24 protein-coding genes are annotated in these 25,327 nt (G+C 60.7%); 14 read left to right on the top strand and 10 right to left on the bottom strand.

Features of this window, described 5'->3' with window-relative positions:
- Positions 1–104 precede the first annotated feature (104 nt).
- Entirely contained in the window at positions 105–2,378 is a 2,274-nt protein-coding gene (locus tag IV89_RS05370) for an NADP-dependent malic enzyme (RefSeq protein ID WP_037944737.1), read from the top strand.
- 60 nt (positions 2,379–2,438) lie between these two features.
- On the opposite strand, the gene IV89_RS05365 is transcribed toward IV89_RS05370, so the two are convergent.
- Complete coding sequence (locus tag IV89_RS05365; RefSeq protein ID WP_005849481.1) at positions 2,439–2,567, bottom strand: hypothetical protein; 129 nt, start codon at positions 2,565–2,567, stop codon at positions 2,439–2,441.
- A gap of 304 nt (positions 2,568–2,871) precedes the next feature.
- Here IV89_RS05365 and IV89_RS05360 point away from each other — a divergent pair, with 304 nt between their 5' ends.
- Entirely contained in the window at positions 2,872–4,767 is a 1,896-nt protein-coding gene (locus IV89_RS05360) for a propionyl-CoA synthetase (RefSeq protein WP_037944738.1), read from the top strand.
- A gap of 71 nt (positions 4,768–4,838) precedes the next feature.
- On the opposite strand, the gene IV89_RS05355 is transcribed toward IV89_RS05360, so the two are convergent.
- Together IV89_RS05355 and IV89_RS05350 are read right to left on the bottom strand one after the other, a co-directional pair.
- A complete protein-coding gene (locus IV89_RS05355; RefSeq protein WP_005849485.1) occupies positions 4,839–5,036 on the bottom strand; it encodes a CsbD family protein in 198 nt (65 codons plus the stop codon).
- A 111-nt stretch (positions 5,037–5,147) separates the two neighbouring features.
- Positions 5,148–5,903, bottom strand: coding sequence for an NAD kinase (locus tag IV89_RS05350; RefSeq protein ID WP_005849487.1), 756 nt, complete (start codon positions 5,901–5,903; stop codon positions 5,148–5,150).
- A gap of 171 nt (positions 5,904–6,074) precedes the next feature.
- Here IV89_RS05350 and glyA point away from each other — a divergent pair, with 171 nt between their 5' ends.
- Complete coding sequence (glyA, locus tag IV89_RS05345; RefSeq protein ID WP_037944739.1) at positions 6,075–7,352, top strand: serine hydroxymethyltransferase; 1,278 nt, start codon at positions 6,075–6,077, stop codon at positions 7,350–7,352.
- A 163-nt stretch (positions 7,353–7,515) separates the two neighbouring features.
- Here the strand turns inward: glyA and IV89_RS05340 are convergent, their stop codons facing one another.
- On the bottom strand, positions 7,516–7,890 hold the full coding sequence (locus IV89_RS05340; RefSeq protein ID WP_037945099.1) for a hypothetical protein: 375 nt from the start codon (positions 7,888–7,890) through the stop codon (positions 7,516–7,518).
- A 54-nt stretch (positions 7,891–7,944) separates the two neighbouring features.
- On the opposite strand from IV89_RS05340, the gene IV89_RS05335 reads away from it, so the two are divergent.
- The 4 genes from IV89_RS05335 (at position 7,945) to IV89_RS05320 (ending at position 14,203) form a co-directional block, all read left to right on the top strand.
- Entirely contained in the window at positions 7,945–8,709 is a 765-nt protein-coding gene (locus IV89_RS05335; RefSeq protein ID WP_051843982.1) for an alpha/beta fold hydrolase, read from the top strand.
- Positions 8,710–8,857: 148 nt separating this feature from the next.
- Complete coding sequence (gene carB / locus IV89_RS05330; RefSeq protein ID WP_037944740.1) at positions 8,858–12,217, top strand: carbamoyl-phosphate synthase large subunit; 3,360 nt, start codon at positions 8,858–8,860, stop codon at positions 12,215–12,217.
- 162 nt (positions 12,218–12,379) lie between these two features.
- Positions 12,380–13,504, top strand: a complete 1,125-nt coding sequence (locus IV89_RS05325) for a beta-ketoacyl-ACP synthase III (protein WP_037944741.1) — start codon at positions 12,380–12,382, stop codon at positions 13,502–13,504.
- A 120-nt stretch (positions 13,505–13,624) separates the two neighbouring features.
- Entirely contained in the window at positions 13,625–14,203 is a 579-nt protein-coding gene (locus IV89_RS05320; protein WP_037944742.1) for a thymidine kinase, read from the top strand.
- On the opposite strand, the gene IV89_RS05315 is transcribed toward IV89_RS05320, so the two are convergent.
- The 5 genes from IV89_RS05315 to IV89_RS05295 all read right to left on the bottom strand — a co-directional run bounded on the left by IV89_RS05315 (position 14,200) and on the right by IV89_RS05295 (position 17,402).
- Positions 14,200–15,150, bottom strand: a complete 951-nt coding sequence (locus IV89_RS05315; RefSeq protein ID WP_005849500.1) for a D-glycerate dehydrogenase — start codon at positions 15,148–15,150, stop codon at positions 14,200–14,202. The genes IV89_RS05320 and IV89_RS05315 overlap by 4 nt on opposite strands.
- On the bottom strand, positions 15,147–15,485 hold the full coding sequence (locus tag IV89_RS05310; protein ID WP_037944743.1) for a tRNA-binding protein: 339 nt from the start codon (positions 15,483–15,485) through the stop codon (positions 15,147–15,149). The genes IV89_RS05315 and IV89_RS05310 overlap by 4 nt, the downstream gene beginning before the upstream one ends.
- Positions 15,478–16,293: a pyrroline-5-carboxylate reductase gene (gene proC / locus IV89_RS05305; RefSeq protein WP_037944744.1), complete on the bottom strand. Its 816-nt coding sequence runs from the start codon at positions 16,291–16,293 to the stop codon at positions 15,478–15,480. The genes IV89_RS05310 and proC overlap by 8 nt, the downstream gene beginning before the upstream one ends.
- 34 nt (positions 16,294–16,327) lie before the next feature.
- Positions 16,328–16,828, bottom strand: coding sequence for a YbjN domain-containing protein (locus IV89_RS05300; protein ID WP_005849506.1), 501 nt, complete (start codon positions 16,826–16,828; stop codon positions 16,328–16,330).
- A gap of 331 nt (positions 16,829–17,159) precedes the next feature.
- Entirely contained in the window at positions 17,160–17,402 is a 243-nt protein-coding gene (locus IV89_RS05295) for an accessory factor UbiK family protein (protein WP_005849508.1), read from the bottom strand.
- Between the two features lie 96 nt (positions 17,403–17,498).
- Between IV89_RS05295 and lgt the strand changes: the two genes are divergently transcribed.
- The 5 genes from lgt (at position 17,499) to IV89_RS05270 (ending at position 21,589) form a co-directional block, all read left to right on the top strand.
- The gene (gene lgt, locus IV89_RS05290) at positions 17,499–18,383 is read left to right on the top strand and encodes a prolipoprotein diacylglyceryl transferase (RefSeq protein ID WP_037944745.1); all 885 of its coding nucleotides are present in this window, start codon (positions 17,499–17,501) and stop codon (positions 18,381–18,383) included.
- Positions 18,380–19,444 (top strand): SAM-dependent methyltransferase, encoded by a 1,065-nt coding sequence (locus IV89_RS05285; RefSeq protein ID WP_037944746.1) that lies wholly within the window; start codon positions 18,380–18,382, stop codon positions 19,442–19,444. The genes lgt and IV89_RS05285 overlap by 4 nt, the downstream gene beginning before the upstream one ends.
- Complete coding sequence (gene pgeF / locus IV89_RS05280) at positions 19,441–20,196, top strand: peptidoglycan editing factor PgeF (protein ID WP_037944747.1); 756 nt, start codon at positions 19,441–19,443, stop codon at positions 20,194–20,196. Before IV89_RS05285 ends, pgeF begins: the two co-directional genes overlap by 4 nt.
- 267 nt (positions 20,197–20,463) lie before the next feature.
- Complete coding sequence (locus IV89_RS05275; RefSeq protein ID WP_005849514.1) at positions 20,464–20,607, top strand: hypothetical protein; 144 nt, start codon at positions 20,464–20,466, stop codon at positions 20,605–20,607.
- Positions 20,608–20,806: 199 nt separating this feature from the next.
- Positions 20,807–21,589: a Hint domain-containing protein gene (locus IV89_RS05270; RefSeq protein ID WP_037944749.1), complete on the top strand. Its 783-nt coding sequence runs from the start codon at positions 20,807–20,809 to the stop codon at positions 21,587–21,589.
- 3 nt (positions 21,590–21,592) lie between these two features.
- Here the strand turns inward: IV89_RS05270 and IV89_RS05265 are convergent, their stop codons facing one another.
- Positions 21,593–22,093, bottom strand: coding sequence for an Lrp/AsnC family transcriptional regulator (locus IV89_RS05265; RefSeq protein ID WP_005849518.1), 501 nt, complete (start codon positions 22,091–22,093; stop codon positions 21,593–21,595).
- Positions 22,094–22,312: 219 nt separating this feature from the next.
- Here IV89_RS05265 and trxB point away from each other — a divergent pair, with 219 nt between their 5' ends.
- Both trxB and IV89_RS05255 read left to right on the top strand, forming a co-directional pair.
- A complete protein-coding gene (gene trxB / locus IV89_RS05260; protein ID WP_005849520.1) occupies positions 22,313–23,317 on the top strand; it encodes a thioredoxin-disulfide reductase in 1,005 nt (334 codons plus the stop codon).
- Between the two features lie 167 nt (positions 23,318–23,484).
- Positions 23,485–25,197 (top strand): bifunctional sulfate adenylyltransferase/adenylylsulfate kinase, encoded by a 1,713-nt coding sequence (locus IV89_RS05255; RefSeq protein ID WP_037945104.1) that lies wholly within the window; start codon positions 23,485–23,487, stop codon positions 25,195–25,197.
- Positions 25,198–25,327: the final 130 nt, after the last annotated feature.

The following is a 25,327-nucleotide window of genomic DNA, read 5'->3' as shown; positions in this document are numbered from 1 at the left end:
ATCTGCGCCGCATGGGCGGTGACACGCCCCGCTCCAAAAGTCGTGTTGGCGCGGCTGGCAAAATAGTTTAACGCTAAACTACTCTCTTAAAGGACCGCCAAAACATGACCGATGCGCCCAATCTGCGCCAAGCCGCACTTGACTATCACGCTTTCCCCAAGCCCGGAAAACTCGAAGTGCGCGCGACCAAACCACTGGCGAACGGCCGCGATCTGGCGCGCGCCTATTCCCCCGGCGTGGCCGAAGCCTGCCTTGAGATCAAGGCCGACCCGACCACAGCCGCGCATTACACCACCCGCGCGAACCTTGTGGGTGTGGTGACCAATGGCACGGCGGTTCTGGGGCTCGGCAACATCGGCGCGCTGGCCTCCAAACCGGTGATGGAGGGCAAGGCCGTCCTTTTCAAGAAATTCGCCAATATCGATTGTTTCGACATCGAGCTGGACCAGAATGACCCCGAAAAGCTCGCCGAACTGGTGTGCGCGCTAGAGCCGACCTTCGGCGCGATCAACCTCGAAGACATCAAAGCACCCGATTGCTTTACCGTCGAACGCATCTGCCGTGAGCGGATGAACATTCCGGTTTTCCACGACGACCAGCACGGCACCGCGATTGTCGTTGGGGCCGCCGTGAAGAACGCACTTTTCGTAGCGGGCAAGAAGTTCGAGGACATCAAGATCGTATCCACAGGCGGCGGCGCGGCGGGCATCGCTTGTCTGAACATGCTGCTGAAACTCGGCGTGAAGCGCGAGAACGTCTGGCTTTGTGACATTCACGGTCTGGTCTACGAGGGCCGCGAGATCGACATGAACCCGATCAAATCGGAATACGCGCAGAAATCCGACCTGCGTGATCTGGCCGATGTGATCCATGACGCCGATCTGTTCCTCGGCCTCTCTGGTCCCGGTGTCCTGAGCCCCGAAATGGTGCAGAAAATGGCGCCGCAGCCGATCATTTTTGCGCTGGCCAACCCCACGCCGGAAATCATGCCCGATCTGGCCCGTGCGGTGGCACCTGATGCGATTATCGCAACGGGCCGGTCGGATTTTCCCAATCAGGTCAACAACGTATTGTGCTTTCCCTTTATCTTCCGCGGTGCGCTGGATGTGGGGGCGACCACCATCAATGACGAGATGAAGATCGCCTGTATCGACGGGATTGCCGCGCTTGCCCGTGCCACCACCTCGGCCGAGGCTGCCGCCGCCTATCAGGGCGAACAGTTGACCTTTGGCCCCGACTACCTGATCCCCAAACCCTTTGACCCGCGCCTGATCGGGGTCGTCTCTACCGCCGTCGCGAAAGCCGCGATGGACACCGGCGTCGCCACCCGCCCGATCGAGGATCTGGGCGCCTATCGCCACAAGCTGGACAGCTCGGTCTTCAAATCGTCCATGCTGATGCGCCCCGTGTTCGAGGCCGCGCGCGTGGCCCCGCGCCGGATCGTCTTTGCCGAAGGCGAAGACGAACGCGTGCTGCGTGCCGCCCAAGCTATGGTTGAGGAGACCAAGGAACGCCCGATCCTGATCGGCCGCCCCGAGGTGATCGAACGGCGCATCGAAAAGGCTGGTCTGACAATCAAGCTGGGCGAGACGGTGGATCTGGTGAACCCCGAAAACGACCCGCGCTACCGCGACTATTGGGAGACCTACCACAACCTGATGGCCCGCCGCGGCGTGTCACCTGATATCGCGCGCGCCATCATGCGCACCAATACCACCGCCATCGGCGCAGTGATGGTGCACCGAGAAGAGGCCGACAGTCTGATCTGCGGCACCTTCGGGGAATTCCGCTGGCATATGAATTATATTGAACAGGTTCTCGGTCGCGACGGGCGGCGCCCCCATGGGGCCCTGTCGCTGATGATCCTGGAAGATGGGCCCTTGTTTATCGCGGATACGCAGGTGCATCTGCACCCCACCCCCGAACAGATCGCCGAAATCGCCATCGGCGCTGCACGTCACGTGCAACGTTTCGGCATCGAACCCAAGATCGCCCTGTGTTCGCAAAGCCAGTTCGGCAATCAGGGCGAAGGGTCGGGCAAACGTCTGCGCGCGGCGCTGCGGCTGCTGGATGCGGGCAACCATGATTTCTGCTATGAGGGCGAGATGAACATCGATGCCGCCCTCGACCCCGAGCTGCGCAGCCGTCTGCTGCCTTCGAACCGGATGGAAGGTGCTGCGAATGTTCTTGTCTTTGCCCATGCGGATGCGGCATCGGGCGTGCGCAATATTCTGAAGATGAAGGGAGGCGGGCTTGAGGTCGGGCCGATCCTGATGGGGATGGGCAACCGTGCTCATATCGTCTCTCCGTCGATCACCGCGCGCGGGCTGCTAAACGTCGGTGCGATCGCCGGTACGCCGGTCGCCGAATACGGCTGACGCCCCGCGCGAAAACGCCGCCCTTATGCGGGGCGGCGCATGGACCGGAACCGGCCGAAATTACTTGGCCGGTTTGGTGCCCTTGGCCGCAAAGGGTGCCTTGATGTCAGACACGCTGCTTGGCATCGGCTTGGCAGGCCGTGCGTCTGCTTTGGCCTTTTTCTTCTTGTTGGCGAGCTTATCACCCATTGTTCTGAACCTTTGTTCAAAGACGAAGGGCGGCGACATGCCGTCCCTATCCGTGATGCTGCGCCCCTTTGCGTGATCGATCTGATCCAAATTCGACGCGGTGGGTCATATTCGACATGCGCTGCGCGAAATTCTGTGCGCTACCGGAAATAGGCCGAAACGCGCTTGTAAATTTTGACACCGCGCGTGGGGGAGCGGCTGTAAATTTTATTGCCGGATGGCCGCGATATAGGCGCAAGCTCTTGCTCTTTCCCGCAGCCGTGGCCTACCAAATGGTATTCGCGTTCACGGGAGGGAGCCGCATATGGGATATCACGACATTTACAAAAGCTGTCAGGACAACCCTGAAGCCTACTGGCTAGAGCAGTCCAAAGCCATCGATTGGGAGGAAGCGCCCCGTCAGGCGTTGTTCGACAAGGGCAACGATCTGTACGAATGGTTCGCCGACGCCAAAGTAAATGCGTGCTATAATGCCGTTGACCGCCATGTGGAAAACGGCCGTGCCGATCAGGTGGCGATCATCCATGACAGCCCGATCACCGGCACCCAGACCAAGATCACCTTTGCCGAGCTGCAAACCCGCGTCGCCGCTGTCGCCGGTGCGCTACAGGCCAATGGCGTGGGCAAAGGCGACCGCGTGATCATCTATATGCCGATGGTTCCCGAAGCGCTTGAGGCGATGCTCGCCTGCGCACGGATCGGGGCGGTACATTCGGTCGTGTTCGGCGGCTTTGCCTCGAACGAACTAGCCGTGCGGATCAACGACTGCACCCCCAAAGCGATCATCGCCGCATCCTGCGGGTTGGAACCAGCGCGCGTCGTGGCCTATAAGCCGCTGCTTGACGGGGCCATTGAACAGGCCGACCACAAACCCGATTTCTGCCTGATCCTGCAACGCGAACAGGCCCCCTGCGATCTGACACCGGGGCGCGATCTGGATTGGGACGCGGCGCAAAAAGGCACCACCCCCGCGCCCTGCGTCGCGGTGGAGGGCAACCACCCCGCCTACATTCTTTACACCTCGGGCACGACCGGCGCGCCCAAGGGCGTGGTGCGCCAAACCGCGGGGCATCTGGTGGCGCTGAACTGGACGATGAAGAACATCTACAACGTCGATCCGGGCGATGTCTTCTGGGCCGCCTCCGATGTGGGCTGGGTCGTGGGGCACAGCTACATTTGCTATGGTCCGCTGGTGCATGGCAACACCACCGTTGTGTTCGAAGGCAAGCCCGTGGGCACACCCGATGCGGGCACCTTCTGGCGCGTCATTTCCGAACACAATGTCCGCAGCTTCTTTACCGCCCCCACCGCGATCCGCGCTGTCAAACGCGAAGACCCAAAGGGCGAGGAGATTGGCAAATATGACATTTCCTGCCTGCGCGCGCTGTATCTCGCCGGCGAGCGCGCCGATCCAGACACCGTGATCTGGGCGCAGGAAAAGCTGGGCATACCCGTCTATGACCATTGGTGGCAGACCGAAACCGGCTATACTATCGTCGGCAACCCCGCCGGACTAGAGGCGCTGCCGGTCAAGGTCGGCTCCCCCACGGTGCCGATGCCGGGCTATGACGTGCAAATCCTGAACGAGGCGGGCGAGCCGCAACCCGCTGGCACTTTGGGGTCTATCGCGATCAAGCTGCCCCTGCCCCCCGGCACGCTGCCCACCCTGTGGAATGCCGAAGATCGCTTCCGCAAAAGTTACCTTACGACCTATCCCGGATACTACGAAACGGGGGATGCGGGCAGGATCGACGAGGATGGATATCTTTATATCATGGCGCGCACCGATGACGTGATCAACGTCGCCGGTCACCGCTTATCCACCGGCGCGATGGAGGAGGTTCTGGCCGGCCACCCCGATGTGGCTGAATGTGCCGTGATCGGCGTCAGCGATCCGCTGAAAGGGCAGGCTCCGATGGGGTTTGTGTGCCTGTCCAAAGGGGTCGACCGCCCCCATGCCGAGATTGCAGCCGAATGCCAGCAACGGGTGCGTGACCAGATCGGGCCAGTGGCAGCCTATAAGATGACGCTGGTGGTGGATCGCTTGCCCAAGACGCGTTCAGGCAAGATCCTGCGGGCAACGATGGTCAAACTGGCGGATGCAGAGCCGTTCAAACTGCCCGCCACGATCGACGATCCGGCCATTCTGGACGAGATCAAGTCGGCGCTGCAAACCATCGGCTACGCCAGGGACACCTGATAGATCCGGCACCCCAGAACGCGAAAAAGGCGGCTGTAACAGCCGCCTTTTCTATTCAATATCTAGGCCAGTTAGTGTTTGGCCACGAAGCTGTCTACCTGACGCTCCGCCTCGTCTTTGGCAACGCCGTAGCGCGCCTGAATCTTGCCGACCAGCTGGTCGCGTTCGCCGGCGGCTTCTGTCAGGTCATCATCGGTCAGATCACCCCATTCTTCTTTGACCTTACCGGTCATCTGGCTCCAGTTACCTTTGATTGTATCCCAATTCATGTCAGGTCTCCTTTTGCTAAAATTCCAAACGATGAAAGCACCTGAATGGCCTCTCATGCGTCTCGGAATATCAACGCGCCAAAGGCACCGCGGTTCCGTCTGAAACGCGGATTAGTTGAACTGCTCGCTGATCAGCCGTTCTTCCAGACCGTGGCCCGGATCGAACAGGATACGGTGCTTGATCAACGGGTCCGAGGTGATCTCGACCGCGACGACATCGCGGTAGGAATTCCCGTCGGCGTCGGCCATCACAGGGCGTTTGGCGGGCTCCAGCACATCAAAGCGCACGGTCACCGTTTTCGGCAGCAAAGCCCCGCGCCAGCGCCGTGGCCGAAACGCCGCCATCGCTGTCAGGGCCAGCACATCCGCGCCAATCGGCAGGATCGGGCCGTGCGCGGAGTAATTATAGGCGGTGGACCCGGCAGGCGTCGCCACCAGTGCGCCATCGCAGACCAGCTCCTCCATCCGCACGCGCCCGTCGACGCTGATCCGCAGCTTGGCGGCCTGCGGTCCCTCGCGCAGCAAGGCGACCTCGTTCAAGGCCAGCGCCTTTGAGGTCTCGCCATTCGCATGTGTGGCGACCATCACCAGCGGGTTGATCACCGCCTCTTCTGCTGCGCGCAGACGATCCACCAGATCCTCTTCCGCATAGGCGTTCATCAAGAACCCGATGGTGCCGCGGTTCATGCCATAGACCGGCGTCGACAGCTCTTGCGAGTCGTGCAGCGCCTGCAGCATGAACCCGTCCCCCCCGAGGGCGACGATAACCTCTGCCTCCTCGCGCGTGACATTGCCGTATCGTGCGCTCAGCGCCGTCAACGCATCCTGTGCAACATCAGAGCGGCTGGCGATAAAAGCGATCTTCATGGGCGGATGTTTCCAATGAGGGATATTCACAGTCAAAAGAACCACATATCGCGCCGACCTACCAGCTTTGCCGCATATGACGGTGCGACCGGCGCATTACGACCTTCACCCCCGTGCCGGATTAAGCTAGATAGCCCGCAACCCGCACACGTAGTCAAAGGAACCACGCCCATGTCCGGTTTTTTCACCACCCCCCTGTCCGAAGCCGATCCCGAAATCTTCGGGTCCATTACAGACGAGCTGGGTCGCCAGCGTAACGAGATCGAACTGATCGCCTCCGAAAACATCGTGTCTGCGGCTGTCATGGCGGCTCAGGGGTCGGTGATGACCAACAAATACGCCGAAGGCTACCCGGGCCGCCGCTATTACGGCGGGTGTGATTTTGTCGATGTGGCGGAAAACCTGGCGATTGAACGCGCGTGCAAATTGTTCAACTGCGACTTCGCCAACGTGCAGCCGAATTCGGGCAGCCAAGCCAACCAGGGCGTGTTCACCGCGCTGCTGCAACCCGGTGACACCATTCTGGGCATGAGCCTCGACGCGGGCGGCCACCTGACCCACGGGGCCAAGCCGAACCAATCCGGCAAATGGTTCAACGCCATCCAGTACGGCGTGCGCAAACAAGACAACCAGCTTGACTATGACCAGGTCGAAGCGCTCGCGAAAGAGCACCAGCCCAAGCTGATCATCGCCGGTGGTTCCGCCATCCCGCGCCAGATCGACTTCAAGCGGATGCGCGAGATTGCCGATATGGTCGGTGCCTACCTGCAGGTGGACATGGCCCATTTTGCCGGTCTGGTCGCTGCGGGCGAACACCCCTCCCCCTTCCCCCATGCGCATGTGGCGACAACCACCACACATAAAACCCTGCGCGGTCCGCGCGGCGGCATGATCCTGACCAACGACGAAGCGCTGGCGAAAAAGTTCAACTCGGCCATCTTCCCCGGTATTCAGGGTGGCCCGCTGATGCATGTGATCGCCGCCAAGGCCGTGGCCTTTGGTGAAGCGCTCAAACCCGAGTTCAAGACCTACATCCAACAGGTCATCAAGAACGCCCAAGCACTCAGCGACCAGCTGATCAAAGGCGGGCTCGACACGATCACACACGGCACCGACACCCACCTGCTGCTGGTCGACCTGCGCCCCAAAGGCGTTAAAGGGAACGACACCGAAAAAGCCTTGGGCCGCGCGCATATCACCTGCAACAAGAACGGTGTGCCGTTTGACCCTGAAAAGCCCATGGTCACCTCCGGCATCCGTTTGGGATCGCCGGCGGCAACAACACGCGGGTTTGGTGAGGATGAATTCCGTCAGATCGCCGACTGGATCATAGAGGTTGTCGACGGGCTGGCCGCCAATGGTGCCGATGGCAACGCCGAGGTCGAAGCCAAGGTCAAAGCCGAAGTCGAAGCGCTCTGCACCCGCTTCCCGATCTATCCCAACCTCTAAAGCCCCAACCTCTAAAGCGATGTGCCCCGGGCCCTTCCAAATGGATTAAATCCCGGGGGGCCCGCAAGGGCGGGGCAGCGCCCCAAACCCTGCCTCGAAACAAAGCCCCGCTTGCAGGTCCGCAGCGGGGCTTTTGCGTATTTGATCGTAACAGCAGCGCCCGTCAGACGTAGCCGCGCCACCACAGAAACGTGATGAACGCCACCGCAACGCAAATCAAGTTGAACGCCACACTTGCCGCAAGACCAAGCCAGCGGTCCTTGCGCCGTTCGGCCACGTCGATCCCGGCAAGATGCTCCATCACGCGGTCATAGGCGGTCTGTACAGTCGCGCCCTCGAGCCTGCGTGCCATCTTGGGGTTGCGCGCCATAAAAGCCGCCTGTGCAAAGACCCTGCCCTCACGCCGCACCCGCGCGGGCAGACGTCGCCCTGCGCGCGCCAACGCATGAGAGACATCGCGCCCCTGCACACCCAGCTTTGTCTGCAAGCCGCGCTGCATTTCACGTGCCTTGGTCTCTAGGTCTTTTTGATCCAGCATGTTTCGACCCTAAACGGTCTGGCACATCGGCTGCAATGGCCCTACATCTTGGGCATGTTGAATTACACTGAATATGGCACCACAGGCAATGCCCCTGCCCTGCTGATCGTGCACGGTCTTTTCGGGTCAGGCCGCAATTGGGGCGTGATCGCCAAACGGATGTCCGACCAGCGCCGCGTGGTGACCGTCGATATGCGCAACCACGGGGACAGCCCGCGCGCGCAAACGCAAAGCTACCCAGAGATGGCCGCCGATCTGGCAGAGGTCATCACCCATCTTGGCGCGCCAATGGACGTCTGCGGGCATTCGATGGGCGGTAAGGCGGCGATGATGCTGGCGCTGAACCATCCCGAAGTTGTGAACCGTCTGGTGGTCGCCGATATCGCTCCTGTCGCTTATGGCCACAGCCAGCAAGAGTTTATCGATGCGATGCGCACGGTCGATCTGGGCACGCTCACCCGCCGCTCCGACGCCTCTGACCAATTGGCGGCTGCGGGGGTAGAGCCCGCATTGCAAAGCTTTTTCACCCAGTCGCTGGATGTGCCCAACAAGACGTGGAAGCTAAACCTTGATGTGCTTGAGGCAGAGATGTCCAAGATCGTCGGCTGGCCCGATGGGGTCGATGGACAATACGAGGGGGAGGTGCTGTTCCTGTCCGGCGGCAACTCCACCTATGTCAAACCCGAAGACCGCCCCGTGATCAAGGCGCTGTTCCCGCAGGCGCGCTTTGCCAAGCTGCCGGGCACAGGCCATTGGCTGCATGCAGAAAAGCCGCGCGACTTCGAGGCGTCTTTGCGCGCTTTCCTGACGCTCGGGTAAGGCAAAGCGGCACCGCATCGGGCGGTGCTGCGCCCCTGCCACATGGGTGTTGCCTGAAAACACGCCCCATATCCCGACATGCCCCCTTGCACCTCTCCCCCCAAAGCCTATAACGCGGAGAATTTGCAAACATCCGGGGGCCTGAGCCATGCCAAAAAGAACCGATATCCAGTCGATCATGATCATTGGAGCGGGGCCCATTGTCATCGGTCAGGCGTGCGAGTTCGACTACTCCGGCGCGCAGGCCTGTAAGGCCCTGAAAGAGGAAGGCTACCGCGTCATCCTCGTGAACTCCAACCCTGCGACGATCATGACCGATCCGGGGCTGGCGGATGCCACCTACATCGAACCCATCACCCCTGAAATCGTCGCCAAAATCATCGAGAAAGAGCGCCCCGACGCGCTGCTGCCAACGATGGGCGGTCAGACCGGGCTGAACACCTCGCTCGCGCTCGAAGAGATGGGCGTGCTCGAGAAATTCAACGTCGAGATGATCGGCGCGAAACGCGAAGCCATTGAAATGGCAGAAGATCGCAAGCTCTTCCGCGAGGCGATGGACCGTTTGGGCATCGAAAACCCCAAGGCGACCATCGTCACCGCGCCCGTTGCCGCCAGCGGTAAAAAAGACCTTGCGGCGGGCGTTCAGCTTGCGCTCGACGCGCTGGAATATGTCGGCCTGCCCGCCATCATCCGCCCTGCCTTCACCATGGGTGGCACCGGCGGCGGCGTGGCCTATAACCGCGACGATTACGAATTCTACTGCCGCTCGGGGATGGACGCGTCGCCGATGGGTCAGATCCTGATTGATGAGAGCCTGCTTGGCTGGAAAGAATACGAGATGGAAGTGGTGCGCGACACCGCTGACAACGCGATCATCGTCTGCTCGATCGAGAACGTCGACCCGATGGGCGTGCACACAGGCGATTCGATCACCGTGGCCCCTGCCCTGACGCTGACCGACAAAGAATACCAGATCATGCGTAACCACTCGATCGCCGTGCTGCGCGAAATCGGCGTGGAAACAGGCGGATCGAACGTGCAGTGGGCCGTGAACCCCGAAGATGGCCGCATGGTTGTGATCGAGATGAACCCGCGTGTATCGCGCTCTTCCGCGCTGGCGTCCAAGGCGACGGGTTTCCCCATCGCCAAGATCGCGGCCAAGCTGGCGGTGGGCTTTACCCTAGACGAGCTGGACAACGACATCACCGGCGTGACCCCTGCGTCCTTCGAGCCGACAATCGATTATGTCGTCACCAAGATCCCGAAATTCGCGTTCGAGAAATTTCCCGGCTCCGAACCCTACCTGACGACCGCGATGAAGTCTGTCGGCGAAGCGATGGCGATTGGCCGCACGATCCACGAGTCGCTGCAAAAAGCGCTGGCGTCGATGGAATCCGGGCTGACCGGCTTTGACGAAATCGACATCCCCGGTCTGGACAGTGACCTGCCCGCCGACGCACCACAGAACGAAGCCGCGCTGATTGCCGCGATCAGCAAGCAGACCCCCGACCGGATGCGCACCATTGCTCAGGCGATGCGTCACGGTATGTCCGACGTGGATATCCACGGTGTGACCATGTTCGACCCGTGGTTCCTTGCCCGCATCCGCGAGATCGTCGACGCCGAGGCGCAGGTCCGCAAAGACGGGCTACCGCTGACCGAAGACGGGATGCGCAAGCTCAAGATGATGGGCTTTACCGATGCGCGCCTTGGCACGCTGACCGGTCGCGACGAGGACAACGTGCGCCGCGCGCGTCTGAACCTTGGCGTCAAGGCCGTGTTCAAACGGATCGACACCTGCGCCGCCGAATTCGAAGCGCAAACGCCCTACATGTATTCTACCTACGAGGCACCCGCCTTTGACGAGGTTGAATGCGAAGCCCGCCCCAGCGACCGTCAGAAAGTCGTCATTCTGGGCGGCGGCCCGAACCGGATCGGCCAAGGGATCGAGTTCGACTATTGCTGCTGTCACGCCTGCTATGCGCTGACCGACGCGGGCTACGAGACGATCATGGTCAACTGTAACCCCGAAACCGTCTCGACCGACTATGACACCTCGGACCGGCTGTATTTCGAACCCGTCACCTTTGAACACGTGATGGAAATCCTGCGGGTCGAACAGGAAAACGGCACGCTGCACGGCGTCATCGTGCAGTTCGGCGGCCAGACACCGCTGAAGATCGCGCAGGCGCTGCAAGAGGCGGGCATCCCGATCCTTGGCACCACCCCCGACATGATCGACCTTGCCGAAGACCGCGAACGGTTCCAGCAGCTGGTGCAATCGCTGGGCCTGAAACAGCCGCATAACGGTATCGCCCACTCCGACGCCGAAGCGCTTGAGATCGCAGCAGACATCGGCTTTCCGCTGGTGATCCGCCCGTCTTACGTTCTGGGCGGCCGTGCGATGGAGATCGTGCGCGATCAGGCCAGCCTCGAACGCTATATCCGCGACGCGGTGGTCGTATCGGGCAAAAGCCCCGTGCTGCTGGATCACTACCTCTCGGGCGCGGTAGAGTTGGACGTCGACGCGCTGTCAGACGGCACGGATGTCCACGTTGCGGGCATCATGCAGCACATCGAAGAGGCCGGCGTTCATTCGGGCGACAGCGCCTGTTCGCTGCCCCCCTATTCGCTGAGCCGCGAGATCATTGCCGAGGTCGAAAAACAGACCAAGGCGCTGGCGCTGGCGTTGAATGTAGTGGGCCTGATGAACATCCAGTTCGCGGTCAAGGACGGCGAGATCTACCTGATCGAAGTCAACCCCCGCGCCTCGCGCACCGTGCCCTTTGTCGCCAAAGCGACGGACAGCGCGATTGCGTCAATCGCTGCGCGGATCATGGCGGGCGAAAAGCTGTCGGCCTTCCCGCAACGCGCGCCCTACCGTGAGGATGCCGCCTATGACGACGTGCTGCCTTTGGGTGATCCAATGACACTGGCGGACCCGAACATGCCTTGGTTCTCGGTCAAGGAAGCCGTGCTGCCCTTCGCCCGCTTCCCCGGCGTCGACACGCTGCTTGGGCCGGAAATGCGGTCAACGGGCGAGGTTATGGGCTGGGACCGCGACTTCCCCCGTGCCTTCCTCAAGGCGCAGATGGGCGCGGGCAACCCGCTGCCGCGTAACGGCTGTGTGTTCTTCTCGATCAAGGATATGGACAAGTCGGATGACATGCTGACCGCCGCGCGTATCCTGCTTGAGCAAGGGTTCACCCTGCGCGCCACCCGTGGCACCGCCGCCTGGCTGACAGAGCATCACATCGCCTGCGAGATCGTGAACAAGGTCTACGAGGGTCGCCCGAATATCACCGACATGATGAAGGACGAAGCGATCCAACTGGTGATGAACACCACCGAAGGCGCGCAGGCGGTCGAGGACAGCAAATCCATCCGCTCTATCGCGCTGTATGACAAGATCCCGTATTTCACCACGGCCGCCGGTGCCTATGCCGCAGCGCTGGCCATCAAGGCGCAAGCCGAAGACGAGATCGGCGTTAAATCGCTTCAGGGCTAACCTGCCCTTTCTGACCTGCGCCGCGTCTTTGATGCGTGGCGCAGGTCTTTCCCCTTTCCTCCCCTCTCTCATTGTCCGTCGCCCTTGCATGCCAGCCCCCGCTGGACTTGACCCCGCAACCGTTTCTTGGCCTACTCGGACAACGCTGAAAAAGGTTTACCCATGTACACACCCGCCATTACTGGTAGCGGCATCTTTACGCCGGAACAGGTCATCACCAACGCCGAGCTGGTCAAGGCGTTCAACGCCTATGCCGATCTGTACAATGCCGAACATGCCGCCGAGATCGACGCCGGAGAATTGCCCGCCAAGGAGCACTCGTCAGAGGAGTTCATCGTCAAGGCGTCGGGGATCGAACAGCGCTATGTCATGGATAAGACGGGCATTCTGGACCCCGAGGTGATGCACCCCCTGCTGCGCCAACGGTCCGACGACGAACCCGGCCTGATGGCCGAGATGGCGCTGGATGCGGCACAAAAGGCGTTGCAGGCAGCGGGGAAAACCGCGGCTGATGTTGATGCCGTCATCTGCGCGGCGTCGAACCTTGAACGCGCCTATCCTGCCGTTGCGATCGAAATCCAGCAATTGCTGGATATCAACGGCTTTGCCTTCGATATGAACGTCGCCTGTTCGTCCGCGACCTTCGGCATCCAAGCGGCGGCGGATATGATCCGCTCCGGCTCGATCCGCTCGGTGCTGGTGGTCTGCCCCGAGATATGCTCGGCCCATCTGGAATGGCGCGACCGTGACTGCCACTTTATCTTTGGGGACGTGGCCACCGCCGTGCTGATCGAACGCGCCGAAGACGCAGCCGGTGCTTATTTCGAGATCAAATCGACCCGTTGCGCGACCGAGTTCTCGAACAACATCCGCAACAACAATGGCTTTTTGCGCCGGTCCCGCCCCGATGGCGTCGCGGACCGCCGCGACATGCAGTTCATGCAGAACGGGCGCAAGGTGTTCAAAGAAGTGCTGCCGATGGTTGCCGAACACATCGCGGGCCACATGGCTGACGAAGGCGTTGAGGCCGCTGATCTCAAGCGTCTGTGGCTGCATCAGGCGAATAAATCGATGAATGACTTCATCGGTCGCAAAGTGCTGGGTCGCGCGCCCGAAGCGGGCGAGCAGCCCAACATCCTGCAAGACTACGCCAACACCTCCTCTGCCGGGTCGATCATCGCGTTTTCGAAATACTCCGACGATCTGACCGATGGGGACACCGGGCTGATCTGTTCTTTCGGGGCCGGATATTCCGTGGGGTCTGTGCTGGTGCAGCGCCACGGCTAAGCCCGGCGGCACAGAGCCACCTCAACACCTGTGACATGTGGGGCGCGGTCTGCGACAGACGCGTCCCCGCTGCCCTCCCCCCACCTTGAACGCCAAGGTCGCCTGACGCTAAAGAGGGCCATGGCAAAGCTTTACTTTCATTATTCGACCATGAACGCGGGCAAATCGACCGTACTTCTGCAGGCGGCTCATAACTATGTCGAACGCGGCATGGTCCCCTATCTGATGACCGCGAAATTCGACCACCGCGCCGGACACGGGCGGATCGCATCGCGTATCGGGATCGGGCACGAGGCCGACACCTTCGAGACGGACGAAGACCTTCTGGCGAAGATCGAAAAGCGTTTGGTTGAAGGCCCTTGCGCCTGCATCTTCATCGACGAGGCGCAGTTTCTCAGCCCTGATCAGGTCTGGCAATTGGCCCGTGCGGTGGATGACCTGCGGGTACCTATCATGTGCTATGGGCTGCGCGTGGACTTCCGTGGTCTGCTCTTCCCCGGGTCTGCCACGCTGCTCGCCCTTGCCGATGAGATGCGCGAGGTGCGCACGATCTGCCACTGCGGCAAGAAAGCGACGATGGTGGTGCGGCAGGATGCCGAAGGCAAAGCGATCCGCGAAGGGGCGCAGGTGCAGATCGGCGGCAACGAGACCTATATCTCATTATGCCGCCGACATTGGCGCGAGGCCGTGGGCCGTTAAACGAGGTTCGGGGGCGTTTCGCCCGCGACGCCCGCTTTCAAATTCTCAACCGCCATCATCCACATATCCACACGCACCTCCCGGGAGGACGTGCCTAGATGCGGTAATAGCACCACATTATCCAGATCCCGCAGGGCTTGCGGCACCTCTGGTTCGAACTCATAAACATCCAGCCCTGCGCCGCCGATGGTGCCCGCTTGCAGCGCCTCGATCAAAGCGGCTTCCTCGACGATATTGCCACGAGCGATGTTGATCAGGAAGGCATGGGGCTGCATCGCCGCCAGCACATCCGCGTTGATCAGATGCTGCGTGTCGTCCCCGCCCGGCACGGCGATAACGACCACATCAACAGCGGCGACCAACTGTTTGAGATCACTGATATGTTCCGCCGGATAGGCGACGCTTTTCGCACTGCGGCTAAAGTATTTCACATCCATCGAAAAGCCGTAGTGACAGCGCCGCGCGACGGCTTGGCCGATCCGACCCATCCCGACGATCCCGACAGTCTTGCCCGTCAGATGCATGCCCAAAAGCTGCGAAGGCTCCCATCCGGACCATTGACCTGACCGCACCAGCCGTTCGCCTTCTCCCGCACGGCGTGCGGCCATCAGCATCAGCGTCATGGCGATATCGGCGGTGGCATCGGTCACAGCACCGGGCGTGTTAGAGACCTGAAGCCCCGCCGCCTTTGCCGCGTCGACATCGATGTGGTTATAGCCCACCCCGAAATTGGCGAGCATCTTGCACCGTGGCATGCCGACCTTGCCAAAGACATCCGCGGTAAAGCGGTCGCCCAAGGTGGCCAGCACCCCGTCATAGTCGCGCAGGGCATCCTGCATCTCGTCTTCGGACAAGGGCGCGCTGTCCTCGCGATAGGTCACGTCAAAGCCTTCCAGGGCCTCGTGCACTTCGGGGGGCGCAGGGCGGGCGATCAGTAGTTTCGTCAATGCAGACGTCCTCCGTTCGGGGTGGGTTGCGTGGGGCGCATCAGCACAATCGCCCCGTCCTCGTCCGGCACCCCAAGCACCAGAACTTCGGACATGAACGGCCCGATCTGACGCGGCGGGAAGTTGACCACCCCCATCACCTGCGTGCCGATCAGCGTCTCGGGCGTGTAATGCACCGTCACCTGGGCCGAGGTTTTACGCTCACCGATCTCGGGACCAAAGTCGATCCACATCTTGATCGCGGGCTTGCGCGCCTCGGGGAAGGGTTCGGCACGCGTGACCGTCCCGACCCTGATGTCGACTTTCATGAAGTCGTCAAAGCTGATCTCAGCCATTCGAAAGCTCGCGCGAACGATCGGCGGCCGCCGCCACAGCGCGTTTGAGCAGGACCGGAAAGCCGTCTTGCTCGTTCATCAGCACGTCCAGCGCGGCCTGTGTGGTGCCGTTGGGGCTGGTCACGTTGATGCGCAGCTGGTCCGGGCCTTCGTCCGCGGATTTCGCCAGCGCCCCGGCCCCTGCCACCGTCGCCGTGGCGAGCTTTAGCGCGAGCTCGGGGCTGAGCCCTTGCGCGATCCCGCCCGCGGCCATGGTTTCGATCATGTGGAAAACATAGGCCGGACCCGACCCGCTGACCCCTGTGACTGCGTCGATCTGGGATTCCTCCTCCAGCCGGACAACGTCGCCCACGGCTGACAGCAGCTCTTCGGCTTCGTCCATGCCTTTGGCGTCGACGTGGTCGTTGCCGACGATGGCGGTGATGCCTTGGCTGATGGCGGCGGGTGTGTTGGGCATGGCGCGCACGATCGGCGTCTGTTCCCCCAGCGTTTTCTCAAACGTCGCGATGGTGGTGCCGGCGGCGACGCTGACAAAAACCGTCTTGCCGTTGCCCATGGCCTGCAACGTGGGCAGCGCGTCACCCATCATCTGCGGCTTCACCGCCACAAGAACCACAGCGGGCTCCTTGGGCAGATCGACGTTCAATTGCACGCCCTGCTCTTTCAACCAATCAGAGGGTTTCGGATCGATGACATATACCGAAGATGTCGGAAGCCCGCGTGCCAGCCAGCCCGCCAGCATCGCGGATCCCATCTTGCCACAGCCCAGTAGAACCAAACCGTCTTTGGCGATGCGCGTATCTTTCATATCTGTACCCCTAAATTAACATTCGGGGATACACCTATGCGTGGCCGTACGCCTCTGCAATGGCAACCTGAAGGGCTTGTCGGGGCGTCTGGTCGCCCCAAACCGCCAGCTGCACCGCGGGATAATACCGCTCTGCGTTGCTCACGGCGGCGTTGATCATGGTATCAATCTGCTGCGCAGAGGCATCCTGCCCCCCGGCAAGAACCAGCCCATAGCGATAAACCATCAGCTTTTGTTCCGGCCAATAGGTGAAGGCACCGGTCCAGCATTGATCGTTCACATCGTTGAGCAAGTGATAGAGCACCGGCAGTTTTTCCGCGGGCGGGTCCATCTCGAAGGTGCAGACAAGGCGCAGGGTTTCGTCAAAGGGCGACCACGCGAGGGTGATGGAATAGGTCCGCCACTGCCCTTCGACGGCCATCGCGATCTGTTCGTCCGATATACGGTCGAAGTCCCAGTCGTGATACGCCGCGAGATTTTCTACGATGTCGATGGGGTGAATGTCTTCTTCAAGATACTGCTCTGTCAGGGCCATGTGGTCACCTCTTTGGATCCGGGTATTCATATGCGCAGGCACATCAATACATGGGTGCATCTACCATAAATCGCCGAAGCTCTTAGCGACCTATACCAAATATGGTGCGCGCAACGCGGCCCTGAGGCAAGTCTTTTTCTGGGGGTAACCACGAAAGATAGGGGATAACCTCAGTATCTTGTGGATAAAAGCAGCATAACCCCCCATCTATAGAGCACTGACCCCGACAGACAGCATTAGAGGCGAAGGTGCCACCCCAAAAACGAACACACCCGCCAAAAGGCGGGTGCGGATCACATCGTACAAAGTTGGCCGAGGATGAGCGCGGCGATCAGCCCTTGCTGTCCATCGCATCAAGCCGCGCCTTCAGCGCTTCATTCTCTTCGCGGGCTTTTTGCGCCATGGCGCGCACCGCATCGAATTCTTCGCGTGTCACAAAATCACGGTCTGCCAGCCAACGGTCCAGCATTCCCTTCATCGCGGTCTCTGCTTCGGTCTTGGCCCCTTGGGCCACGCCCATGGCATTGGTCATCATCTGCGAGATGTCGTCGAAAATCTTGTTGCGCGTTTGCATGGTCATTCTCTCCTGATCGGCTGTTGCTCACTATATGGTGTGCAAAGCGGGTTCTCGCAAGGTTGACTTCCGTTTACGGTCAGGCTCAATCAGCGCATGAATGCAATGCTCCCCTTCCCCGACCTATCGCCCGAGATTTTCTCGTTCACATTGTTTGGCATGACCGTCGCCCTGCGCTGGTATGCGCTGGCCTATATCGTCGGCATCCTCGTTGGCTGGCGCATCGTTGTGCGCGCCGTTGAACGGCCCCGGCTTTGGGCGGGCAATACCCCCGTCATGACCAAACAGCAGGTCGAGGATCTGCTTTTCTGGGTCATTCTCGGCGTCATTCTGGGCGGGCGTCTGGGATATGTACTATTCTATCAACCGGGCTATTACCTCAGCAATCCCGCGCAGATCCTGCGGATCTGGGAGGGGGGCATGTCGTTCCACGGCGGCGCGCTTGGGGTGATCTTTGCGGGTATCGCCTATACCAAACGTCACGGCATCAGCACGATCTCGACCGGTGATGTCGTCTGTCTGGGGCTGGCACCCGGCCTGTTTCTGGGGCGTCTGGCGAATTTCATCAATGCAGAGCTTTGGGGCCGCCCCACTGATCTGCCCTGGGGCGTGGCCTTTCCCACGGTGGCCGCACAGGACTGCCCGGACATTGCAACGATCTGTGCGCGGCATCCCTCGCAGCTATATGAGGCGCTGCTTGAGGGGCTGATCCTTGGGGCCCTGCTGATCTATCTGGCATGGCGGCGCGGCGGGCTGAAATCGGAGGGGCTGATCGGCGGCGTCTTTCTGGCCGGCTACGGGGCCGCGCGTTTCATCGTCGAATTCGTACGCCAACCGGATGCGCAATTTGTCAGCGCCGACAACCCGCTGGGGCTGGCGTGGCATGTAAACGGCTGGGGGCTGACCATGGGCCAACTGCTGAGCCTGCCGATGATTGCCATCGGGGTGTTCCTGATCTTGCGGGCGACGCGCAAGGCATGACCACACTACGCGACATTCTACACAGCCGCATCGCGTCCAACGGGCCGATGCGGATCGACGAATATATGGCCACCTGCCTGCTGCATCCGACGCAGGGCTATTATACCACCCGTGACCCCTTTGGCACCCAAGGCGATTTCACCACTGCTCCCGAGATCAGCCAGATGTTCGGAGAGCTGTTGGGCCTGTGTCTCGCGCAGAGCTGGCTCGCCCAAGACGCGCCCACGGCCTTCACCTTGGCCGAGCTTGGCCCCGGCCGCGGCACCCTGATGGCCGATATCCTGCGCGCGACCCGCAACGTGCCCGGCTTTATCGAGGCGGCGCAAATTACGCTGGTAGAGGCGTCCCCGACGCTGCGCGATGCCCAGGCCAAGACCCTTGCGGGGCATCAGGTGATCTGGGCCGACAGGACCGACGCGCTGCCCGACCAGCCGCTTTTTCTGGTGGCGAATGAATTTTTCGACGCGCTGCCGATCCGCCAGTTCGTCCGTGGCGAAACATCGTGGCGCGAACGGCAGGTTGGGCTGGCGGACGGCGCGTTGAGCTTTGGGCTGGGGCCCGAGCTGCCGCAACCCGCGCTGGCCGACCGGCTGGCCGATACCACGCCCGGCGATCTGGTCGAGGATTGCACGCAGCTTGCGCCGATCCTCCACCCCGTGTCGGAACGGATCGCGACCCACGGCGGCGCCGCGCTGATCGTGGATTATGGCGACTGGCACAGTCTGGGCGATACCTTGCAGGCGCTGCGGGGGCATGAAAAAGCCGATCCGCTGGCCGCTCCCGGCCAAGCCGATTTGACAGCACACGTCGATTTTGAAAAGCTTGCCCTCGCAGCCGCACCGGCCAGCCACACTCGCATCACCCCGCAGGGCGTCTTTCTTGAACGCCTCGGGATCACTCAACGCGCACAGACCCTTGCCAAGGGCATGACCGAGGACGCGCTGAACGCCCATGTCGCCGCACATAGACGCTTGACGCATCCGTCAGAAATGGGAAATTTGTTTAAAGTGATGGGGATTTATCCTCCGCACCATAGCCCGCCCCCAGGATTGGAACCATGACGCTGGAAATACTCACCTCCGATAGTCTTGGCGACGTGCGCCACGGGTTCTTTACGCGCCGCGGCGGTGCCTCCTCTGGCGTGTTTGCCGGGCTGAATTGCGGGGTTGGCAGCTCGGACCAGCGCGAGGTCGTAGAGATCAATCGTGCCCGTGTCGCCGATGCAATGGACGTGGCACCGGACCATCTGGTTGGCGTGCATCAGATCCATTCCGCCACCGTCATTAGCGTCGATGGCCCCCTGAACGAGAAACCCCGCGCCGATGCACTGGTCACCGCGACACCGGGGCTGGCCTTGTCGATCCTGACCGCCGATTGCCAGCCTGTGCTGTTCCACGACGCCGAAGCCGGCGTGATCGGGGCGGCGCATGCCGGTTGGCGCGGCGCGCTTGACGGGGTGCTGACGGCCACAGTCGAGGCGATGGAAGACCTTGGGGCCACGCGCGACAATATCACAGCAGTGATCGGCCCCTGCATCAGCCAGCGCGCCTATGAGGTCGGGCCAGAGTTCATCGACGCCTTCCTAGCAGAAGATCCGACATTCGCCCGCTATTTTGCAAATGGTGCCGATGACCGGATGCAATTCGACCTTGCGGGCTTTGGCCTGAACCGCCTGCGCGCGGCAGGTGTGGGCCATGCGGAATGGACGCGCCACTGCACCTATAGCGATGCGGATCGTTTCTATAGCTACCGTCGCAGCACCCACGCGAAAGAGGCTGACTATGGCCGGCTGATCGCTGCGATTGTGCTGTAGCAGCGTGAATTTAGGCAGCAATGCGACAGGCACCTGCCCAAATTTCGCCCCATAGCCAGCGAGCAGCCTGTTTGAATGGCGGCGCATTTTCTACCACAGGTCATAAATTCAAGGGTGTTTCGCGCTTTTGAGGCCGTGCCACAAACCGCTCTCAGGTTTGCTCGAATTATCTGTATTTTTTCGCGAAATGCCCAATCGGTGCCCGAAAGCATTTGCATAGTGATCCTCGACGAAAGGGCATTGCCCATAGACAATAGGATACAGAGCATGAAAACCAACGCACGCTTCATCAAATCGGTTATCGACGCTTCCAACAAGGAAGGCGTGAACCTGCCTTGGTCCCGTGGCACACGCCGCGCCGCGTTTATCGCGAAACGCGCTGCCCTGACGTCCCAGCAAAAAGCCGCCTGAACAGGGTCGGCTTATGGCCCGGGGGGTCACGGGCCGCCGGTGACTCTGCGCGCGGCGGGCGGGTGCCTGTCCGCACAGATGGTTTGAGACCGATCACAAACATTCTCTGCGCGCGGGCCTCTCTCGCGCGGATTAATCCGGATCGCAGGTGTTTCAGCGGGGGCTAGGCACGTGGGATCGACCATATAAAGGTCACATTATGACATTGCATACTGCCCCTGATTTCATCCCCTCCCCTACACATACGGCGCAATCAGCAGCCTCGCGTTCGGTTCTGCGGGAAGCGCGTGCCAGATCCACCGGACGCACCCGCGCGTATGAGATTGCGGTGCTGCGTCAGGACGGCTCCGTCTTTGTGACCGAAGGCTACGCCCCTGCCACACCGCTGTTCGAAGAACCGTTTTCCGCTTTCGCCCATGGCACGTTGATCCGCACGACCCAAGGGGAAATCCCGGTCGAAGACCTTTGCCCCGGTGACCGGATCGTACAGGCCGAGGGGCTGCACGACCCGCTTCTCTGGGTTGGATCAAGCAAGTTCGTCCCTGCGGATATCGGCCATCGCACGCCGCTTGTACGGGTCATGGCGGACAGTCTGGGGCTGGCGCGCCCCTCTGGTTTCCTGACCTTCGGTCCCGCTGCGCGCATCCTGCATACGCCACAAAGTCTTCGCGGCGCAGAGCAGACGCGCAAGGTCTTTACCCTGATGCGAGATCTGGTGGACGGGGTGAATATCATCGAAATTCAGCCTCCGACGCCGGTACGGCTGTATCACTTGGGTCTTGCCCGTCATGCCGCGATCAGCGTCAGCGGTCTGGAGATGGAGACATTTCACCCCGGCCCGTCGACAATCGCAGCCCTGCCGCTGCATCAACGTGACGCGTTTTTATCAATGTTTCCGCATATCAGTGGTGCCAAAGATTTTGGCCCGCTGTGTCACCCCCGCGCGTCAGAACGGTCAGACCCGATCTACGCTGCGCAATAGCCTTTAGGGTTCGCTTTTCAGACGGCTTTCCAGCACATCAAAAGGCACGCCCGGTTCATCTTTGGCCGGGCGGATCACAAGGCTGGTTTTGACGCTTTCCACATTGGGCGTCGTCAGCAATTGTCCGGTCAGAAAGCTCTGGAAGCTGGACAGATCGGGGGCGACGCATTTCAGCAGGAAATCCACCTCGCCGTTGAGCATGTGACATTCGCGGACCAGCGGCCAGTTGCGGCACTTCTCTTCAAAGGCGGTGAGGTCGGATTCAGCCTGGCTGGCCAGACCGACCATCGCGAAGACCTGTACCTCGAACCCCAGCTCACGCGCGTTAACATTCGCGTGGTAGCCGCGGATATATCCGCTTTCCTCAAGGGTCCGGACCCGGCGCAGGCACGGCGGCGCAGAGATGCCTACACGTTTGGCCAACTCAACGTTGGTCATGCGCCCGTCCGCCTGCAATTCGGCTAAAATTTTCCGATCAATCGGATCAAGCCGCGTCCCTGCCATAATACCCCCATAGGATTTTCAATTGTTATAGCACCAACATCGTTGGACGCAATAATCTTTCGCCGGTGCGCAATGTTCTGAATTCAAGCAAAAATCAACCGCATTTTCGATGACGGCGATCTTTGCAGGGCGGATATGCAAACTTGGGGTTTAAGGCAACCCGAGGGGCGTCTATATCGGTTGGAACGCAACAAATTATACATTCTGGGGTTCTTTATCATGGCCGAAACTCGCGAAACCAAGCTTTTGATCATCGGCTCCGGCCCTGCCGGATATACTGCCGGTGTCTATGCCAGCCGCGCGATGCTGAACCCGATCCTTGTACAAGGCATCGAACCGGGCGGGCAGTTGACCACCACGACCGAGGTTGAAAACTGGCCTGGCGACAGCGAGGTCCAGGGCCCCGATCTGATGATCCGTATGCAGGACCACGCCAAGGCGATGGGGACCGAGATCATCGGCGACATCATCACCGATCTGGACCTGTCCAGCCGCCCCTTCCACGCCAAGGGCGACAGCGGCACGACCTATGTGGCCGACGCCGTGATCCTTGCAACAGGCGCACGGGCAAAATGGCTTGGGCTTGAGACCGAAGAGAAGTTCAAAGGCTTCGGCGTTTCGGCCTGCGCCACCTGCGACGGCTTCTTCTATCGCAATCAGGAAATCGTAGTCATCGGGGGTGGCAACACCGCCGTGGAAGAAGCGCTGTTCCTGACCAACTTCGCCTCCAAGGTCACCTTGATCCACCGCCGGGACGAGCTGCGCGCCGAGAAGATCCTGATCGACCGGCTGATGAAAAATCCAAAGATCGAACCGCTGTGGTTCCACCAACTGGATGAAGTTTATGGGACCGATGCGCCGCTTGGTGTCGAAGGTGTCAAGGTCAAGCATGTCGAAACCGGCGAGATCACCGATATTCCGTGCAAAGGTGTCTTCGTCGCCATCGGCCACGCGCCCGCGAATGAATTGGTCAAAGATACGCTGGAAACGCATATGGGCGGCTATGTCGTCACCAAGCCGGACAGCACCGAAACCTCTGTCCCCGGTGTATTCGCGGCGGGCGACCTGACCGACCACAAATACCGTCAGGCCGTGACCAGCGCCGGCATGGGCTGCATGGCCGCGCTAGAGGCTGAACGATTCCTTGCGGAAGTTGGCGATGACGAAGGCAAAGACACATCGCTGCCGCTTGGCTATGGAGCCGAGGTAAAAGACGACGCATAACGTTCGCCTAGGATGGCGTTTGCTGGGATAAGATTGCCTTTTCCCAGCAAAAAACACGTCGCTGTCCGTAATTCGCCGCAAAGCGGCTACAAAGGTTGCCTAGCCCAATCGGTGCGGTCTATCAGCCCGAATATTCGAATTTGAACCTAAAATATTGCGAGACGCCCATGCAAACGCCCAACCTTGCTCCGATCCCTGAACTCTATGTCTCTTACGACTCGGCGCAGAAGCTGAAGGTGGAAGCTGGCGATCTGGTCAGCCATGACCTGACGCCGCGCCAGATCTGCGATCTAGAGCTGCTGATGAACGGTGGCTTCAACCCTCTTAAGGGTTTCTTGACCGAAGAAGACTATGACGGTGTTGTCGAAAACATGCGTCTGGCAGATGGGTCGCTGTGGCCGATGCCGATCAACCTTGATGTGACGGAGAAGTTTGCCGAAGGGCTCGAGATCGGGCAGGACATTGCGCTGCGCGATCAGGAAGGCGTGATTTTGGCGGTCATGACGGTCACCGACCGTTGGGTCCCGAACAAGGCCCGCGAGGCAGAGAAAGTCTTTGGCGCGGATGACAGCGCGCACCCGGCGGTGAACTATCTGCACAACACCGCGGGCAACGTCTATCTGGGCGGCCCTGTGACTGGCATCCAACAGCCCGTCCACTATGATTTCAAGGCGCGTCGCGACACGCCGAATGAGCTGCGCGCCTATTTCCGCAAGATGGGTTGGCGCAAGGTTGTGGCCTTCCAGACCCGCAACCCCCTGCACCGCGCGCACCAGGAACTGACCTTCCGCGCCGCGCGTGAAGCGCAGGCGAACCTGCTGATCCACCCCGTTGTCGGTCTGACCAAGCCCGGCGATGTGGACCACTTTACCCGCGTGCGCTGCTACGAGGCCGTGCTGAACAAATACCCCGCCGCCACCACCGCAATGAGCCTGCTGAACCTCGCCATGCGCATGGCCGGCCCCCGCGAGGCCGTGTGGCACGGTCTGATCCGCAAGAACCACGGCTGCACCCATTTCATCGTGGGCCGCGACCATGCGGGCCCCGGCAAGAACTCTGCCGGTGAGGATTTCTATGGCCCCTATGACGCACAGGATCTGTTCCGCGCCCATGAGGAAGAAATGGGCATCGAAATGGTCGACTTCAAACATATGGTTTGGGTGGCCGAGCGCGCGCAATACGAGGCGATTGACGAGATCGAAGACAAGGATGACATCACCATCCTCAACATCTCGGGCACCGAGTTGCGCCGCCGTCTGCAGGAAGGGCTGGAAATCCCCGAATGGTTCTCTTTCCCCGAGGTGGTCGAAGAGCTGCGCCGCACCAAGCCGCCGCGCAACAAGCAGGGCTTTACCGTCTTCTTCACCGGTTTCTCCGGCTCGGGGAAATCGACGATCGCCAATGCTTTGATGGTCAAACTGATGGAGATGGGCGGCCGTCCCGTCACGCTGCTGGATGGGGATATCGTCCGGAAGAACCTGTCGTCGGAACTGGGCTTTAGCAAAGAGCACCGCGATCTGAACATCCGCCGCATCGGCTATGTCGCCTCCGAGATCACCAAGAACGGCGGCATCGCCATCTGCGCGCCGATCGCGCCTTACGCCACCACCCGCCGCGCCGTGCGCGAAGACGTGGAAAGCTTTGGTGCCTTCGTCGAGGTGCATGTCGCCACCTCCATCGAGGAATGCGAACGCCGCGACCGCAAGGGTCTGTACAAGTTGGCGCGTGAGGGTAAGATCAAGGAATTCACAGGGATCTCAGACCCCTATGACGTTCCCGAAACCCCCGAACTGCGCGTCGAGACAGAGAACGTCGACGTCGACAACTGCGCCCATCAGGTGCTGCTCAAGCTGGAAAGCATGGGGCTGATCAAGGGGTAACCCTTTCGCCAAGTCAAATACAGAAAGGCCAGCCTTCATAGGCTGGCCTTTTTCATGCGTGTTGTTGGACGTCGTGCAAAAAAAGGGCCGCAAAATCGCGACCCTTTTTGTTTAATTTTCGATGTTAGGA

It is taken from the genome of Sulfitobacter sp. CB2047 (assembly GCF_000735125.2).
Classification (GTDB): domain Bacteria; phylum Pseudomonadota; class Alphaproteobacteria; order Rhodobacterales; family Rhodobacteraceae; genus Sulfitobacter; species Sulfitobacter pontiacus.
The sequence above is the reverse complement of the archived record's forward strand: the minus strand, read 5'-3'. Positions and strand labels throughout refer to the sequence as shown.

What these genes read in the sequence shown, in the direction of transcription:
- IV89_RS05295 (WP_005849508.1), bottom strand. Translation starts at nt 17,402, where the DNA reads ATGCAAACGCGCAACAAGATTTTCGACGACATCTCGCAGATGATGACC.
- IV89_RS05370 (WP_037944737.1), top strand. Translation starts at nt 105, where the DNA reads ATGACCGATGCGCCCAATCTGCGCCAAGCCGCACTTGACTATCACGCT.
- IV89_RS05270 (WP_037944749.1), top strand. Translation starts at nt 20,807, where the DNA reads ATGACATTGCATACTGCCCCTGATTTCATCCCCTCCCCTACACATACG.
- IV89_RS05265 (WP_005849518.1), bottom strand. Translation starts at nt 22,093, where the DNA reads ATGGCAGGGACGCGGCTTGATCCGATTGATCGGAAAATTTTAGCCGAA.
- IV89_RS05365 (WP_005849481.1), bottom strand. Translation starts at nt 2,567, where the DNA reads ATGGGTGATAAGCTCGCCAACAAGAAGAAAAAGGCCAAAGCAGACGCA.
- IV89_RS05300 (WP_005849506.1), bottom strand. Translation starts at nt 16,828, where the DNA reads ATGGCCCTGACAGAGCAGTATCTTGAAGAAGACATTCACCCCATCGAC.
- IV89_RS05335 (WP_051843982.1), top strand. Translation starts at nt 7,945, where the DNA reads ATGTTGAATTACACTGAATATGGCACCACAGGCAATGCCCCTGCCCTG.
- IV89_RS05275 (WP_005849514.1), top strand. Translation starts at nt 20,464, where the DNA reads ATGAAAACCAACGCACGCTTCATCAAATCGGTTATCGACGCTTCCAAC.
- carB (WP_037944740.1), top strand. Translation starts at nt 8,858, where the DNA reads ATGCCAAAAAGAACCGATATCCAGTCGATCATGATCATTGGAGCGGGG.
- IV89_RS05340 (WP_037945099.1), bottom strand. Translation starts at nt 7,890, where the DNA reads ATGCTGGATCAAAAAGACCTAGAGACCAAGGCACGTGAAATGCAGCGC.
- trxB (WP_005849520.1), top strand. Translation starts at nt 22,313, where the DNA reads ATGGCCGAAACTCGCGAAACCAAGCTTTTGATCATCGGCTCCGGCCCT.
- lgt (WP_037944745.1), top strand. Translation starts at nt 17,499, where the DNA reads ATGAATGCAATGCTCCCCTTCCCCGACCTATCGCCCGAGATTTTCTCG.
- pgeF (WP_037944747.1), top strand. Translation starts at nt 19,441, where the DNA reads ATGACGCTGGAAATACTCACCTCCGATAGTCTTGGCGACGTGCGCCAC.
- proC (WP_037944744.1), bottom strand. Translation starts at nt 16,293, where the DNA reads ATGAAAGATACGCGCATCGCCAAAGACGGTTTGGTTCTACTGGGCTGT.
- IV89_RS05350 (WP_005849487.1), bottom strand. Translation starts at nt 5,903, where the DNA reads ATGAAGATCGCTTTTATCGCCAGCCGCTCTGATGTTGCACAGGATGCG.
- IV89_RS05360 (WP_037944738.1), top strand. Translation starts at nt 2,872, where the DNA reads ATGGGATATCACGACATTTACAAAAGCTGTCAGGACAACCCTGAAGCC.
- IV89_RS05325 (WP_037944741.1), top strand. Translation starts at nt 12,380, where the DNA reads ATGTACACACCCGCCATTACTGGTAGCGGCATCTTTACGCCGGAACAG.
- IV89_RS05255 (WP_037945104.1), top strand. Translation starts at nt 23,485, where the DNA reads ATGCAAACGCCCAACCTTGCTCCGATCCCTGAACTCTATGTCTCTTAC.
- IV89_RS05355 (WP_005849485.1), bottom strand. Translation starts at nt 5,036, where the DNA reads ATGAATTGGGATACAATCAAAGGTAACTGGAGCCAGATGACCGGTAAG.
- glyA (WP_037944739.1), top strand. Translation starts at nt 6,075, where the DNA reads ATGTCCGGTTTTTTCACCACCCCCCTGTCCGAAGCCGATCCCGAAATC.
- IV89_RS05285 (WP_037944746.1), top strand. Translation starts at nt 18,380, where the DNA reads ATGACCACACTACGCGACATTCTACACAGCCGCATCGCGTCCAACGGG.
- IV89_RS05310 (WP_037944743.1), bottom strand. Translation starts at nt 15,485, where the DNA reads ATGGCTGAGATCAGCTTTGACGACTTCATGAAAGTCGACATCAGGGTC.
- IV89_RS05320 (WP_037944742.1), top strand. Translation starts at nt 13,625, where the DNA reads ATGGCAAAGCTTTACTTTCATTATTCGACCATGAACGCGGGCAAATCG.